At 63.6% G+C, this 14,586-nt stretch carries 15 protein-coding genes; 7 read left to right on the forward strand and 8 right to left on the reverse strand.

From position 1 onward, the window contains the following. Window positions 1–3: 3 nt before the first annotated feature. From C5F46_RS10445 to C5F46_RS10480, 8 genes are all read right to left on the reverse strand, one after another. On the reverse strand, window positions 4–297 hold the full coding sequence (locus C5F46_RS10445; protein ID WP_107325295.1) for a hypothetical protein: 294 nt from the start codon (window positions 295–297) through the stop codon (window positions 4–6). Then, entirely contained in the window at window positions 297–2,099 is a 1,803-nt protein-coding gene (sdhA, locus tag C5F46_RS10450) for a succinate dehydrogenase flavoprotein subunit (protein WP_107325296.1), read from the reverse strand. Before sdhA ends, C5F46_RS10445 begins: the two co-directional genes overlap by 1 nt. 10 nt (window positions 2,100–2,109) lie before the next feature. Further along, on the reverse strand, window positions 2,110–2,481 hold the full coding sequence (locus C5F46_RS10455; protein ID WP_107325297.1) for a succinate dehydrogenase, hydrophobic membrane anchor protein: 372 nt from the start codon (window positions 2,479–2,481) through the stop codon (window positions 2,110–2,112). Between the two features lie 10 nt (window positions 2,482–2,491). Further along, window positions 2,492–2,875 (reverse strand): succinate dehydrogenase, cytochrome b556 subunit, encoded by a 384-nt coding sequence (gene sdhC, locus C5F46_RS10460; RefSeq protein WP_107325298.1) that lies wholly within the window; start codon window positions 2,873–2,875, stop codon window positions 2,492–2,494. Between the two features lie 235 nt (window positions 2,876–3,110). Continuing rightward, a complete protein-coding gene (locus C5F46_RS10465; RefSeq protein ID WP_107325299.1) occupies window positions 3,111–4,142 on the reverse strand; it encodes a MaoC family dehydratase in 1,032 nt (343 codons plus the stop codon). After that, window positions 4,143–4,346 (reverse strand): DUF1737 domain-containing protein, encoded by a 204-nt coding sequence (locus C5F46_RS10470; RefSeq protein WP_107325300.1) that lies wholly within the window; start codon window positions 4,344–4,346, stop codon window positions 4,143–4,145. Next, entirely contained in the window at window positions 4,343–4,906 is a 564-nt protein-coding gene (locus tag C5F46_RS10475; RefSeq protein ID WP_235820148.1) for an NnrU family protein, read from the reverse strand. The genes C5F46_RS10470 and C5F46_RS10475 overlap by 4 nt, the downstream gene beginning before the upstream one ends. A gap of 13 nt (window positions 4,907–4,919) precedes the next feature. Next, window positions 4,920–5,777 carry an HpcH/HpaI aldolase/citrate lyase family protein gene (locus C5F46_RS10480; protein WP_107325301.1) on the reverse strand — a complete coding sequence of 286 codons (858 nt, stop codon included), beginning with the start codon at window positions 5,775–5,777 and terminating at the stop codon, window positions 4,920–4,922. 170 nt (window positions 5,778–5,947) lie between these two features. On the opposite strand from C5F46_RS10480, the gene mdh reads away from it, so the two are divergent. From mdh to C5F46_RS10510, 7 genes are all read left to right on the forward strand, one after another. Further along, on the forward strand, window positions 5,948–6,910 hold the full coding sequence (gene mdh / locus C5F46_RS10485) for a malate dehydrogenase (protein WP_107325302.1): 963 nt from the start codon (window positions 5,948–5,950) through the stop codon (window positions 6,908–6,910). Between the two features lie 8 nt (window positions 6,911–6,918). Continuing rightward, on the forward strand, window positions 6,919–7,917 hold the full coding sequence (locus C5F46_RS10490) for a glycosyltransferase family 2 protein (RefSeq protein WP_107325303.1): 999 nt from the start codon (window positions 6,919–6,921) through the stop codon (window positions 7,915–7,917). Further along, window positions 7,904–8,041, forward strand: coding sequence for a hypothetical protein (locus C5F46_RS16640; RefSeq protein WP_168796790.1), 138 nt, complete (start codon window positions 7,904–7,906; stop codon window positions 8,039–8,041). Before C5F46_RS10490 ends, C5F46_RS16640 begins: the two co-directional genes overlap by 14 nt. Window positions 8,042–8,115: 74 nt before the next feature. Continuing rightward, window positions 8,116–9,300, forward strand: a complete 1,185-nt coding sequence (locus tag C5F46_RS10495; protein ID WP_107325304.1) for a hypothetical protein — start codon at window positions 8,116–8,118, stop codon at window positions 9,298–9,300. A 183-nt stretch (window positions 9,301–9,483) separates the two neighbouring features. After that, complete coding sequence (sucC, locus tag C5F46_RS10500) at window positions 9,484–10,677, forward strand: ADP-forming succinate--CoA ligase subunit beta (RefSeq protein WP_107325305.1); 1,194 nt, start codon at window positions 9,484–9,486, stop codon at window positions 10,675–10,677. Window positions 10,678–10,681: 4 nt separating this feature from the next. Beyond that, window positions 10,682–11,566, forward strand: a complete 885-nt coding sequence (gene sucD, locus C5F46_RS10505) for a succinate--CoA ligase subunit alpha (RefSeq protein ID WP_107325306.1) — start codon at window positions 10,682–10,684, stop codon at window positions 11,564–11,566. Window positions 11,567–11,627: 61 nt separating this feature from the next. Beyond that, window positions 11,628–14,585: a 2-oxoglutarate dehydrogenase E1 component gene (locus C5F46_RS10510; RefSeq protein ID WP_107325307.1), complete on the forward strand. Its 2,958-nt coding sequence runs from the start codon at window positions 11,628–11,630 to the stop codon at window positions 14,583–14,585. Window position 14,586: the final 1 nt, after the last annotated feature.

Raw genomic sequence — 14,586 nt, forward strand, 5'->3', positions numbered from 1 at the left:
GGCTTATCCCTTCCAGTCGTCACGGGAATAGAGCGGCCGCGTCGGAAGCTGGCCGGATTTCTGATAAACGCAGCGTGCATAGACCTCGGACGGGTCGCGCCCGCGCAGATAGTCGGAGGTGATTTCCACCTCGATCTTGCTGACCAGCCCGCCCGAACCTGCGCCGATGCCCACCATGCCGCGCGGCTGGCTGGCAAGCCGGGCCTGGCGGAAGCACTCGTCCTCGGCCCGCTCCACCGGGATCGGGCCGCAGGCGGCGACCGCCGCCAGCAGCACGAAGACGGTGGCGGGGCGCATCAGTAGACCCGCGCTTTCGGCGCGATCTTTTTCATCTCGATGCCGCCCTCGGCCTCGGTCGTCAGCGGATCAAGATGCACTGGACGGGTCGAAAGCGTGACCTTGACGCCCTCTACATGGGCGATGGAATGCACCCGCCAGTTCACGTCGTCGCGGTTCGGATAATCCTCATGGGCATGGGCGCCGCGGGATTCCTTGCGCGCCTCGGCTGCCACGATGGTCGCCAGCGCATTGGGCATCAGGTTGGCCAGCTCCAGCGTCTCCATCAGGTCGGAGTTCCAGATCAGGCTGCGGTCGGTGACCTTCAGATCGTCGATCTTGCCGGCAACGGCGGTCATCTTTTCAACGCCTTCTGCCAGCGTCTTGTCGGTGCGGAACACGGCGGCATCGGCCTGCATCGTGCGCTGCATCTCCAGCCGCAACTCGGCCGTAGGCACACCGCCATCGGCGTAGCGGAAGCGGTCGAACCGGCCAAGGATTGCATCCACCGCGGGTTTGTTCACCGGGGCGGTGCGTTCGGCGGGGTTGACCACCTGCCCCGCACGGATCGCGGCAGCGCGGCCGAACACCACGAGGTCGATGAGCGAGTTGGAGCCCAGACGGTTTGCGCCGTGCACGCTGGCGCAGCCTGCCTCGCCCACGGCCATCAGGCCGGGGAAAATGGCGTCGGGGTTACCCGGCTGCGGGTTGAGCACCTCACCCCAGTAGTTGGTGGGGATGCCGCCCATGTTGTAATGCACGGTGGGCAGAACCGGGATCGGTTCGCGGGTCACATCGACGCCGGCAAAGATGCGCGCCGATTCCGAGATGCCCGGCAGCCGCTCGTGCAGGGTTTCCGGCGGCAGGTGATCCAGGTGCAGATGGATGTGATCCTTGTGTTCGCCCACACCGCGGCCTTCGCGGATCTCGATCGTCATGCAGCGCGAAACCACGTCGCGCGAGGCCAGATCCTTGTAGGTCGGCGCATAGCGTTCCATGAACCGCTCGCCTTCCGAGTTGGTCAGATAGCCGCCCTCGCCGCGCGCGCCCTCAGTGATCAGGCAGCCCGAACCATAAATGCCGGTCGGGTGAAACTGCACAAACTCCATGTCTTGCAGCGGCAGGCCCGCGCGCGCAACCATGCCGCCGCCATCGCCGGTGCAGGTGTGGGCCGATGTGGCCGAGAAATAGGCGCGCCCATAGCCGCCGGTGGCCAGAACCACCATCTTGGCGTTGAACACATGCATGGTGCCGTCATCCAGCTTCCACGCCACCACGCCTGTGCAGCGCCCGTCGGTGATGATCAGGTCAAGCGCGAAATACTCAATGAAGAACTCGGCCTTCTGCTTGAGGCTCTGGCCATAGAGCGTGTGCAAGATCGCATGGCCGGTGCGGTCGGCGGCGGCGCAGGTGCGCTGCACCGGGGGGCCCTCGCCGAATTCGGTGGTGTGACCGCCGAACGGGCGCTGGTAGATCTTGCCCTCTTCGGTGCGCGAGAACGGAACGCCGTAGTGTTCCAGTTCGTAAACCGCTTTCGGCGCCTCACGCGCGAGATATTCCATCGCGTCGGTGTCGCCCAGCCAGTCAGACCCTTTGACGGTGTCATACATATGCCACTGCCAACTGTCGGGGCCCATGTTGCCAAGGCTGGCCGCGATGCCACCCTGTGCCGCGACCGTATGCGACCGGGTCGGAAAGACCTTGGTCACGCAGGCCGTGCGCAGGCCTTGTTCGGCCATGCCCAGTGTCGCGCGCAGACCCGCGCCACCGGCCCCCACCACGACCACGTCATAGTCGTGCGTTTCATAAGCATAAGCTGCCATGGTCAATCCCTCAGAGCGCGATGCGCACAAGGGCGTAAAGCCCCGCGGCCATCACCGTATAGGACACAAACACCGCCGCCATGATCAGCGCCTTGCGCGTCAGGCCGTGGCTGTAATCCTGAATCATCATTTTCGCGCCGCGGTGGAAATGCATCATCCCAGCCACCAGCGTCAGCGCAGTGACAACCGCCGGGACCGGGCGCGCAAAGGTGGCGAGTACCTCGTCATGCGGGCGGCCCAGCGCGGTGCCGAAGATATAGACAAAGGCCGGGATCAGGAACACCAGCGCGACCGACGAAACGGTCATGAACCACTGATGCTCGGTACCTTTGTGGGCAGCCCCGCGGCCCTCGGCGCGTTTGCGGTCGGTCAGGTAGTGCATAGGTTCCCCCTCAGACGACGAGAACGGTCAGCACGGTCAGCACGACCGAGCCGCCAAGGCAGGCAAGGCCCAGCCGTTCGGCGGTGACAATGTCAAGCCCGCGGCCGGTATCCCAATACAGATGCCGCAGCCCGGCCAGAAAGTGATACCACAGCGCCCAGAGGGAGGCGGTCAAGACCAGATCGCCGAACCACGAGGTAAGAACGGCATCGGCGCGGGCGAACGCCTCGGGGCCGACCGCGGCGGCAACCAGCCACCAAACGCCCAGCAGCACTGCCACGATCAGCCCGTTGCCAGTGATCCGCGTCAGGATCGAGGTGATCGAGGTCAGTTGTGGGCGGTAAATCTGCAGATGGGGTGACAGCGGGCGCGCGCCCCGATTCACGTCAGCCATATTGTTCCCTCCGTGCGAGCACTGGCGCCCGACGGATCGGCCCGGCGCTAAGCTGGCTGGTTTCGCCCTCTCCATACCCGAAATTTCGGGCAAGTCACGCCTCGCCGCAGCGAAAATGACAGTTTTGCAGCATTGCAGATGCAGAAAATCAGATTTGTGATCACGTTTTTTCGCGGCGTGATCACATGTTTCCGCTATCAGCCCCCGCAACCCTGATGGCGCGGGGGCCGAGGAATCACAGCGGCATCAGCGCCCAGTAATCGAGATCCAGCAGCACCTCGGGCGCATACTTGCCCTCGGCGCCCTTCAGCGCAAAGGGGGCCGCCCCCTGCTTGACCGCCACCAGCCGCAGCCGGATCGCCCCCACACCCGGCGCCGGGGTTTCGGCCTTGTCCAGCACCTCGGACCAGGCCTTGATCGTATCGCCCGCAAAACAGGGGTTGGCATGGGCGCCGCCGTTCAGCGCCACGATCATCTGCGCATTGGCCAAGCCGTTGAACGACAACGCGCGCGCCATGCTGATGACGTGGCCGCCATAGATCAGCCGCTTGCCATCGTCGCGGAAGGTGGCGTCGAAATGCACCTTGGCGGTGTTCTGCCACAGCCGGGTGGCCAGCATGTGTTCGGCTTCCTCGACAGTCACGCCGTCCACATGGTCGATCTGTTCGCCCACCGCATAATCGCCCCAGCGGTGCGGCTCGCCCGCCAGGGTAAAATCGTAGCGGGTAAAATCCAGCCCCTCGGGCACCACCAGCGCCTCGGGCCGCACCACGCGGGCCAGATCGGGCACCACCGGATCGGGCGCGGGGGCGTCAAGGCGGTTCTTGCGCACCATCACCCAGCGCACATATTCCAGCATCGTTTCCCCGTGCTGGTTGATGCCGCGCGTGCCCACATAGACGACGCCCGACTTGCCGTTGGAGTTTTCCTTCAGCCCGATCACCGTGCTTTCCGACCGCAGCGTATCGCCGGGATAAACCGGCTTCAGCCAGCGCCCCTCGGCATAGCCAAGGTTGGCCACCGCGTTCAGCGAAATGTCGGGCACCGTCTTGCCAAAGACCACATGAAAGGCCGCCAGATCGTCGATAGGGGCCGCAGGCAGCCCGCAGGACCGGGCAAATTCATCCGAGGAATACAACGCCCCGCGCGCAGGATACAGCGCGTGATAAAGCGCCCGTTCTCCCCCCGAAACGGTGCGCGGCACGGCATGGGCAATGGTGTCGCCGATGCGGTAATCTTCAAAGAAGCGGCCCGGATTCGTTTTCATTCACAGATCTCCCAGCTTCATGTCGGGGTGGTAGTCGGTCGCCACATCCTTCACCACCGCCTGCGCGCAGCGCATCACCCCGCGCGAGGCGTCAAAGGCATAGGACGGCGCGCCGTAAAGCTCCCACCCCTTCGACAGCGCCAGCGTGACCTTGTGGCAGAAGGCGGCGGTGTCATCCTCGGTCAGCAGACGATAGGCCCTCATGCCGGGGCCATCACGAAGGGATTGTAGCCCAGCCAGATATGCACACCAACCGCGATGCCATAAACCACCACAGTTCCGCCCAGCGCCTTGAGATCGCCCTTGAACGACCCCTTCACGCGGTTTTCCCAGCGCCCCGCACGGTTGATCAACAGCATTTCCAGCAGCGCCCACATCAGCATCGAGCCGAATAGCAGAGCCGAGGCCAGATCGCCGTTCACCATCAGATGCGACACCGCCCAGATCACCGTGCCCCACAGCATCGGGTGGCGGATCACCCCGACCAGAACCGATTTCGTGCCGCCCACCGCAAACAGATAAACCGCAAGGATCATCAGCGCGTTGTTGGCATGATACATTGCGGGGTTGGTGTCATAGACCGGCACCACATCGGCCCCGCGATAGCCGATGACCATCGCCACAAGCGAGGCCAGCAGCAGAACCGCCGAAAATATCTTCCAGACATTGCCCAGCCTTGCCCTCAGCGACGGGAACAAACGTTTGAACAGATGCGCGAACATCCACAGCAGGATGCCAAGGATCAGAAGGAACATGGGCGACATGGCGGATTACCTTTCAGATGGCGGTCATTGCGGCAATCGCCTCGGCCTTGGCCAGCGTCTGCCGTGCGGTGACGATATGCAGGTTTTCCACGATTTTTCCATCCACGACCGCAACGCCCAGGCCCTCGGCCTGCGCCGCGTCAAAGGCCGCGATCTGGCGGCGGGCAAGGTCGATTTCAGCCTCTGACGGGGCAAAGGCCGCGTTGGCGATATCTAGCTGCGCAGGGTGGATCAGGGTCTTGCCGTCAAAGCCCATGTCGCGGCCCTGATCACATTCGACCTTCAGCCCCGCGTCATCCTTGAAGGCGTTGAACACCCCGTCCACAATCGTCAGCCCATGCGCCCGCGCCGCCAGCAGACACAGCCCCAGCCCCGCCTGCATCGCCAGACGGTCAGGGCGGAAACGGCTGCCCAGTTCCTTGGCCAGATCGTTAGTGCCCATCACCATGCCTGCCAGCCGCGGATGGCGCGCAATCTCGGCCGCGTTCAGCATGCCCAGCGCGGTTTCCATCATCGCCCACAGCGGCACATCGGGAATTGCCTGCGCGACCGCCTCCAGATCGGCATAGGACGACACCTTGGGGATCAGGATCGCGTCGATATCGGCGCCCACAAAGGCCGCCACATCATCACGGCCCCATTCGGTGTCGAACCCATTTATCCGCACGATCCGCGCCCGCCGCCCGTAATCGGCCGCGGCCAGAACCTGTGCCAACAGCGCGCGCGCATTCACCTTTTCCTCCACCGCGACCGCGTCTTCCAGATCGAAGATGATCGCATCGGTGGGCAGGGTCTGCGCCTTTTCCAGCGCACGCTCTTTCGAGCCGGGAATATAAAGCACCGAACGGAAGGGGCGTGCGCGCTGGTCCATGATTCTCTCCTCGCAAGAATGTTTCGCCAAGGACCATATTCGCGGCATATTCGGCAAGCCCCGTTTTGCCGCGCCGCAGAATGCCTCCGTCACAACCTTGCGCGCGGGGCGTCAAAAGGCTAGGCAACCTGCGTCACATTTCCACAACCCCCCTGCTTTCGGAGGATACAATGGCCAGACCCAAGATCGCGCTGATCGGCGCCGGGCAGATCGGCGGCACGCTTGCCCACCTTGCGGCGATCAAGGAACTCGGGGATGTCGTCCTGTTCGACATCGCCGAAGGCACGCCGCAGGGCAAAGCCCTCGACATCGCCGAATCAGGCCCCTCCGAGGGCTTCGATGCCGTGCTGAAAGGCACCAATGATTACGCCGACATTGCGGGCGCCGATGTCTGCATCGTCACCGCCGGCGTTCCGCGCAAGCCGGGGATGAGCCGCGACGACCTTCTGGGCATCAACCTGAAGGTTATGAAATCGGTGGGCGAGGGTATCGCCAAACACGCCCCGGACGCCTTTGTGATCTGCATCACCAACCCGCTTGATGCGATGGTCTGGGCGCTGCGCGAGTTCTCGGGCCTGCCGCATGCCAAAGTCGTGGGCATGGCCGGCGTGCTCGACTCGGCGCGTTTCCGCCACTTCCTGTCGGTGGAATTCAACGTCTCGATGCGCGATGTGACGGCCTTCGTTCTGGGCGGTCATGGCGACACGATGGTGCCGCTGGTGCGCTATTCAACCGTCGGCGGTGTGCCGCTGCCCGATCTGGTGGCGATGGGCTGGACCACGCAGGATAAACTGGATGCGATCGTGCAGCGCACCCGCGACGGCGGCGCCGAGATCGTGGGCCTGCTCAAGACCGGCTCGGCCTTCTACGCGCCCGCCACCTCGGCGATCGAAATGGCAGAAGCCTACCTCAAGGACCAAAAGCGCCTGTTGCCCTGCGCGGCCTGGTGCGATGGCGCGCTGGGGCTGAACGGCATGTATGTGGGCGTGCCCACCGTGATCGGTGCGGGCGGCATCGAGCGGATCGTGGACATCACGCTGAACGCCGAAGAACAGGCAATGTTCGACAAATCCGTTGACGCGGTAAAGGGCCTCGTGGAAGCCTGCAAGGGCATTGACCCGACGCTCGCCTGAAACAGACCATGGCAGGCCGCCGGGTTCTGTTTTCGGCACAGAAAAACGAAGGGCCATTCATTCTCGAATGGGTGGCCTTTCATAAGGTGATCGGCTTCACCGACATTGTCGTTGTGTCCAACGATTGCGCGGATGGCTCGGATGTTTTGCTGGATGCGCTGCAAGACGCCGGAGAATTGCGCCACATCAGACAGACCGTTCCCGATGGCGTAGCCCCCCAAAAGAATGCCGCGAACCTGGTTATGGCTGCTGGCCTGTTCGGTGTTGGGGACTGGGTCATCTGGCTTGATCTGGACGAGTTTCTGGTGCCCGGCCCAGCCTATGGCACCACCCCCGAACTGATCGCGGCGCTGGAGGCCGCCGAGGCGGATGCACTTGCCCTGAACTGGTGCATGATCGGAAGCAACGAGGAACGGGGGCTGCCAGATCGCCTCATATCCGACCGCTTCACAAGCGCATTGCGCTTTCGGGCCGCGCCAAACGAAGTCGTTAAAACGCTGTTCCGCTTTGACAGTCACGTCGCCGCGCTGACGATACACCGCCCCGCATGGCGGCCAGAGGGGAAGCCGCCACGCGTATTGAGCGGTGCGGGCAAAGTGCTTGACCAGAGCTTTGCATTCGCGCGGCACCGCAACGGTTCACTGCCTGCGCGGGTCATGCTCACTGGGGGGCGGTATGCTTGGGGGCAAATCAACCACTACGCCATCCGCACATCCGGCCTTTACAGCCTGAAACGGCTCCGCGGTGACGGATCGCTGCCGGTCACGATCAAAAGTGGCCGGTATAACGCCGGGCCGCCTGCCAACTTTTGCGATTATGTCAGGAACGACACATCTATTTTGCGCTACGAAACGGGCACGGGTCAGGAAATTCAGCGCCTGCTTTCAGGGAAACCGGTCGCCATCGCTCATCAGAATTGTGTGGCGCATGTTCGCGCGCGCCTGGCAGAAATTGCTTTGGCCCGCGGCGAACAAGCGCCGCCAGACAGATTTCGTGGTCCAGTCTGACGTGCGCCGCGCAAATGCGCCAAAGGTGCCGTGCTCGCAGAAGGTGCCCTTTGCCGACAAATCCGTTGACGCGGTGCAGGGCCTCGTGGAAGCCTGCGAGGGTATCGACCCGACGCTCGCCTGAGCCTTACCGGCCCGATCAGGCCAAATCAGGAAAGGGTGCGCCGGTTGGTGCACCTTTTTATTTGCGAGGTTTCGATGCGTCTGATCCTGTCGGCCATTCTGGCCACAACTCTCGCCCTGCCCGCAGCGGCGCAAAGCACGATTTCGGCCGAGATCGGCGCCAAGGGGATCGGGCCCACCGCAGAGCGGCTGGCCGCCCTGCCCGCCCCTGCCCCGGCTGATCTGTTTGCGCTGGGGGGGCTGCGGTTTCTGGGCGGGGTCGAGATGGCGCTTCAGACGCGCTGGCGCCATGGCCTGAGCAGTCCGATGCGGATGCTGCCGATCCTGCGCCTGCCGATCAACGAAAACCCACGCCCCGAACCGTTCGACCCCGCCCTGATCGCCCGGCTGTTCCTGGATCTGGACACCAGCATGGCCAGCGCGCGCAAAGCTTTGGCCGAGATCCCGCCAAATTCCGATTTCGGGCTGGAAATCGACCTGTCCGACCTGTGGTTTGACATCAACGCCAATGCCGCCCGCGACCCCGGCGAGGATCTGTTGGCGGTGGCGGGCGCCATGATGCGCGGGCCGGGCGATGGCGCCCCCCCGGTGATCCGCTTCGATGGGCCCGACGCGGCGTGGCTCAAGGCCTACGGCCATGCGCTGTCAGGCGTGGCGCAGGTGGTGCTTGCCTATGACCCCACCGCTGCGATCACCAAGGCCACCGCGGCTTCGGCTGCACTTCATGACCTGAACGACGTGCATATGGCACCCGAAGATTTCAACCGCCAGTTCGGCGAGTTTGCCGATATCATCGCCATGGTGCTGGGGGCGCTGGATCAGCCGCCCGACGCTGCCCGCGCCAAGGCCGCGCAGGCGCAGTTTCTGGGGATGATCGCCGAGAACCGCAGGTTCTGGGCCGAGGTCGCGCTGGAAACCGACAATGACCGCGAATGGCTGCCCAACGACGCGCAAGAGTCGGCTCTGGTCGGGCCGCTGCCTGCTGGCACCGGCGCGACCTGGCTGCGCGTGCTTGAGGATGGCGAGGCGCTGTTGACGGGCACCAAGCTGGCCCCCTACTGGCGTCTGGACGACAGCGCCGGGGTCAACGTCGCGCGGATGTTCACCGACCCGCGCGCCATCGACCTTGTGGCCTGGATTCAGGGGGCGGACGCGCTGCCCTATCTGGAAAAGGGGCCGGTCGTCAGCGCCGAAAGCTGGCGCGACTTCGAACGGTTGATCGGCGGCCAGGGCATGTTGTTCGCGCTTTACCTGAACTGAACATGCTGCGCCGAATCGCCGCAGTGCGGCATTTTAGGGCCATTGTGATCACACCCCCGAAATGCGTGATCACAAATCCCGAAAATTCCGCTTTCAAACCCCGTGCGGGGCAAATAGCGTTTTGCACGCCTTCGGTTCCATGCCAATGAACCGGGCAAATCCTATCAACAATGGGACGATCGAATGAACATTCACGAATATCAGGCGAAAGCCCTTCTGCGCAGCTACGGCTGCCCCGTCTCGGACGGGCGCGTGGTGCTGCGCGCGGAAGATGCCAAGACCGCCGCCGGCGAACTGGACGGGCCGCTGTGGGTCGTCAAGGCGCAAATTCACGCAGGCGGTCGCGGCAAAGGCCATTTCGTCGAGCCTGAGGCGGGCGACAAGGGCGGCGTGCGGCTGGCCCGTTCGGTCGAAGAGGCCGACGCGCTGACCCGGCAGATGCTGGGCCGCACATTGGTCACGCATCAGACCGGCGCCGCGGGCAAGCAGGTCAATCGCATCTACATCGAAGACGGTTCCGACATCGCGCGCGAGTTGTATCTGGCGCTGCTGGTGGATCGCGGCTCCAGCCGTGTCTCTTTCGTCGTCTCCACCGAGGGCGGGATGGATATCGAGGAGGTCGCCGCCAAGACCCCCGAAAAGATCCTGTCGTTCAGCGTCGATCCGGCCTCGGGCCTGTCCGACTTCCACGGCCGCCGCGTGGCCTTCGCGCTGGGGCTGGAGGGGCCGCTAGTCAAGCATTGCGTGGCGCTGGTGAAGAATCTCTACCGTCTGTTCATCGAAAAAGACATGGAGATGCTGGAGATCAACCCGCTGATCATCACCACCACGGGGCAGTTGAAATGCCTCGATGCCAAGATGGGCTTTGACAACAACGCGCTGTATCGCCAGCCCGACATCCTCAGCCTGCGCGACGAAACCGAGGAAGACCCGAAAGAGCTTGCCGCGTCGAAGTTCGACCTGAACTATATCGCTTTGGATGGTGAAATCGGCTGCATGGTGAACGGTGCGGGCCTTGCCATGGCCACGATGGACATCATCAAGCTTTATGGCGCCGAACCGGCCAACTTCCTTGACGTGGGCGGCGGCGCCTCCAAGGAAAAGGTCACCGAGGCGTTCAAGATCATCACCTCGGACCCGAACGTCAAAGGCATCCTCGTGAACATCTTTGGCGGTATCATGCGCTGCGACATCATCGCCGAGGGCGTGCTGGCGGCGGTGAAAGAGGTCGGCCTTCAGGTGCCGCTGGTCGTGCGGCTGGAAGGCACCAACGTGGAACTGGGCAAGGAGATCATCCGCACCTCTGGCCTGAACGTGATCGCGGCTGACAACCTCAGCGATGCGGCACAGAAGATCGTCAAAGCGGTGAAGGGATAATCGAATGGCCGTTCTCGTCAACGAAAACACCCGCGTTATCTGTCAGGGTTTCACCGGCTCGCAGGGCACCTTCCACTCGGAACAGGCGATCGCCTATGGCACCAAGATGGTCGGCGGCGTGACGCCCGGCAAAGGCGGCACCACGCACCTGAACCTGCCGGTGTTCAACTCGGTCCATGAGGCGCGCCATGTCACCGGCGCCAATGCCTCGGCCATCTATGTGCCGCCGCCCTTTGCCGCCGACAGCATCCTTGAGGCGATCGACGCCGAAATGGAGTTGATCGTGTGCATCACCGAGGGCATCCCGGTGCTGGACATGATGAAGGTGAAACGCGCGCTGGAAGGGTCGAAGTCGCGGCTGATCGGGCCGAACTGCCCCGGCGTCATCACCCCCGACGCCTGCAAGATCGGCATCATGCCGGGCCACATCCACAAGCGCGGCTCGGTCGGTGTCGTGTCGCGTTCGGGCACGCTGACCTATGAGGCGGTGAAACAGACATCGGACCTTGGCCTTGGCCAATCGACCGCAGTGGGCATCGGCGGCGACCCGATCAAGGGCACCGAGCATATCGACGTGCTGGAGATGTTTCTGGCCGACCCGGAAACCCAGTCGATCATCATGATCGGCGAAATCGGCGGCAGCGCCGAAGAGGAAGCCGCGCAGTTCCTGGCCGACGAAAAGAAACGCGGCCGCTGGAAACCGACCGCGGGTTTCATCGCCGGACGCACGGCCCCCAAGGGGCGCCGCATGGGCCACGCGGGCGCGATTGTTGCCGGTGGCAAGGGTGATGCGGAATCGAAGATCGAGGCGATGCGCGCCGCCGGCATCGTCGTGGCCGACAGCCCGGCACATCTGGGCGAAGCCGTGATGAAAGCCATGGGCAAATAAGCCCCGCGCCCCGCGCCCCGATCCGGGGCGCGGCCCCCCTCTTGCCCCCGAAGGTGCAGTGATGACCGAGCAAACCCCCAACGACCAACTCCACGCCTCCAGCTTTCTGCAAGGCGCCAATGCGGAATATGTCGAACAGCTTTATGCCCGCTATGCCGCCGACCCCTCGGCGGTCGATGCGGCGTGGGCCGAGTTCTTTGCCGCACTTGGCGACCCGGAAATGGACGTGAAGCGCGAGGCGCGGGGGCCTTCGTGGGAACGCACCGACTGGCCGCCGCAGCCGCAGGGCGACCTGATCTCGGCGCTGACCGGTGACTGGGGCGCGCCAAAAGAGGCCAAGGCGGTGTCTGACAAGGTGCGCGCCAAGGCCGCGGAAAAGGGCGTCGAGGTGACCGATGCCGAAATCAAGCGCGCCGTTCTTGATTCCATCCGCGCGCTGATGATCATCCGCGCCTACCGGATTCGGGGCCATCTGATCGCCGATGTTGACCCGCTGGGGATGCGCGACCAGACCCCGCACCCCGAGCTTGACCCCAAATCCTACGGCTTCACCGATGCCGATATGGACCGGCCGATCTTTATCGACAACGTGCTGGGCCTGCAGATCGCCACGATGCGGCAGATCATCGACATCGTCAAACGCACCTATTGCGGCACCTTCGCGCTGCAATACATGCACATTTCCGACCCCGAACAGGCGGGCTGGCTGAAAGAACGGATCGAGGGCTACGGCAAGGAGATTCACTTTACCCGTGAAGGCCGCCGCGCGATTCTGAACAAGTTGGTCGAGGCCGAGGGATTTGAGAAATTCCTGCATGTGAAATATATGGGCACCAAGCGGTTCGGCCTTGATGGCGGCGAGGCGCTGATCCCTGCGATGGAACAGATCATCAAGCGCGGCGGCGCGCTGGGTGTGAAGGAAATTGCGATCGGGATGCCGCACCGCGGCCGCCTGTCGGTGCTGGCCAACGTGATGGGCAAACCCTACCGCGCGATCTTTCACGAGTTTCAGGGCGGCAGCTACAAGCCCGAAGACGTGGACGGCTCGGGCGATGTGAAATACCACCTCGGCGCCTCGTCCGACCGGGAGTTTGACGGCAACAAGGTTCACCTGTCGCTGACCGCCAACCCCAGCCACCTTGAGGCGGTGAACCCGGTTGTGCTGGGCAAGGCGCGGGCCAAGCAGGACCAGTTCAGCGACCCCGAACGCCGGTCTGTGCTGCCGGTGCTGTTGCACGGCGACGCGGCCTTTGCCGGGCAGGGCGTGGTGGCCGAATGTTTCGGCCTGTCGGGCCTGAAGGGCCACCGCACCGGCGGCACCATTCATATCGTGGTGAACAACCAGATCGGCTTTACCACGGCGCCGCACTTCTCGCGCTCGTCGCCCTACCCCACCGATATCGCGCTGATGGTCGAGGCGCCCATCTTCCACGTCAACGGCGACGACCCCGAGGCGGTGGTGCATGCCGCCAAGGTGGCGACCGAGTTTCGCCAGCAGTTCGGCAAGGATGCGGTGATCGACATCTTTTGCTATCGCCGCTTTGGTCACAACGAAGGCGACGAGCCGATGTTCACCAACCCGGTGATGTACAAGCGGATCAAAAGCCACAAGACCACCCTCCAGCTTTACACCGAACGTCTGGTGGCCGACGGGCTGATCCCCGAAGGCGAGATCGAGGATATGAAGGCTGCCTTCCAGTCCACGCTCAACGCCGAATTCGAGGCGGGCAAAAGCTATCGCCCGAACAAGGCCGACTGGCTGGATGGCCGCTGGAAGCATCTGGCCCGCGAAGAAGCCGAATATCAGCCCGGCGCCACCGCGATCAGCCCCGAGATGATGGCCGAGGTGGGCACCGCGCTGACCCGCGCCCCCGACGGGTTCGATCTGCACAAGACCGTCGCCCGCCAGCTTGAGTCCAAGGCCGAGATGTTCAAGAGCGGCAAGGGCTTTGACTGGGCCACCGCCGAGGCGCTGGCCTTCGGCAGTCTCTGCGCCGAGGGCTACGGCGTGCGTCTGTCGGGCCAGGACAGCACCCGCGGCACCTTCAGCCAGCGCCATTCGGCGCTGATCGACCAGACCACCGAAGAACGCTATTACCCGCTGAACCACATCAAGCCGGGGCAGGCGCGCTATGAGGTGATCGACTCGATGCTGTCGGAATATGCCGTGCTCGGGTTCGAATACGGCTATTCGCTGGCCGAACCGAACACCCTGACCATGTGGGAGGCGCAGTTTGGCGATTTTGCCAACGGCGCGCAGATCATGTTCGACCAGTTCATTTCCTCGGGCGAACGCAAATGGTTGCGGATGTCGGGCCTTGTGATGCTGCTGCCGCACGGGTTCGAAGGACAAGGCCCCGAACATTCCTCGGCGCGGCTGGAACGGTTCCTGCAACTGTCCGCCGAAGACAACTGGATCGTCGCCAACTGTTCCACCCCGGCCAACTACTTCCACATCCTGCGGCGCCAGATTCACCGCAGCTTCCGCAAACCGCTGGTGCTGATGACGCCAAAGTCGCTTCTTCGGCACCCGATGTGCATCTCGGCTGCCGAAGATTTCACCACCGGGTCGTATTTCTGCCGCATCCTCTGGGATGACGCCGAAAAGGGCAACTCGCCCACCAAACTGGCGGCCGACGACAATATCCGCCGCGTGGTGATCTGTTCGGGCAAGGTTTACTACGACCTTCTGGCCGAACGCGACAAGCGCGGCATCGACGATGTCTACCTGCTGCGGCTGGAACAATTTTACCCGTTCCCGGCGCATTCGCTGGTGACCGAACTCAGCCGCTTCAAGGGGGCCGAGGTGGTCTGGTGTCAGGAAGAGCCCAAGAATCAGGGCGCCTGGACCTTCGTGGAACCGAACCTTGAATGGGTTCTGGGCCGCATCGGGGCGACACATACACGCCCGCGCTATGCCGGCCGTGCGGCCTCGGCCTCGCCCGCCACGGGGCTTGCCTCGCGGCACAAGGCCGAACAGGACGCGCTCGTCAATGATGCGCTGACGCTGGAGACATAAG

The organism is Phaeovulum veldkampii DSM 11550 (assembly GCF_003034995.1).
GTDB classification, from domain to species: Bacteria; Pseudomonadota; Alphaproteobacteria; order Rhodobacterales; family Rhodobacteraceae; genus Phaeovulum; species Phaeovulum veldkampii.

Coding starts and splice junctions, on each gene's coding strand:
- sdhC (WP_107325298.1), bottom strand. CDS start 2,875: ATGGCTGACGTGAATCGGGGCGCGCGCCCGCTGTCACCCCATCTGCAG.
- C5F46_RS10445 (WP_107325295.1), bottom strand. CDS start 297: ATGCGCCCCGCCACCGTCTTCGTGCTGCTGGCGGCGGTCGCCGCCTGC.
- C5F46_RS10455 (WP_107325297.1), bottom strand. CDS start 2,481: ATGCACTACCTGACCGACCGCAAACGCGCCGAGGGCCGCGGGGCTGCC.
- C5F46_RS10465 (WP_107325299.1), bottom strand. CDS start 4,142: ATGAAAACGAATCCGGGCCGCTTCTTTGAAGATTACCGCATCGGCGAC.
- sucD (WP_107325306.1), top strand. CDS start 10,682: ATGGCCGTTCTCGTCAACGAAAACACCCGCGTTATCTGTCAGGGTTTC.
- C5F46_RS10510 (WP_107325307.1), top strand. CDS start 11,628: ATGACCGAGCAAACCCCCAACGACCAACTCCACGCCTCCAGCTTTCTG.
- sdhA (WP_107325296.1), bottom strand. CDS start 2,099: ATGGCAGCTTATGCTTATGAAACGCACGACTATGACGTGGTCGTGGTG.
- C5F46_RS10490 (WP_107325303.1), top strand. CDS start 6,919: ATGGCAGGCCGCCGGGTTCTGTTTTCGGCACAGAAAAACGAAGGGCCA.
- C5F46_RS10475 (WP_235820148.1), bottom strand. CDS start 4,906: ATGTCGCCCATGTTCCTTCTGATCCTTGGCATCCTGCTGTGGATGTTC.
- sucC (WP_107325305.1), top strand. CDS start 9,484: ATGAACATTCACGAATATCAGGCGAAAGCCCTTCTGCGCAGCTACGGC.
- mdh (WP_107325302.1), top strand. CDS start 5,948: ATGGCCAGACCCAAGATCGCGCTGATCGGCGCCGGGCAGATCGGCGGC.
- C5F46_RS10470 (WP_107325300.1), bottom strand. CDS start 4,346: ATGAGGGCCTATCGTCTGCTGACCGAGGATGACACCGCCGCCTTCTGC.
- C5F46_RS10495 (WP_107325304.1), top strand. CDS start 8,116: ATGCGTCTGATCCTGTCGGCCATTCTGGCCACAACTCTCGCCCTGCCC.
- C5F46_RS10480 (WP_107325301.1), bottom strand. CDS start 5,777: ATGGACCAGCGCGCACGCCCCTTCCGTTCGGTGCTTTATATTCCCGGC.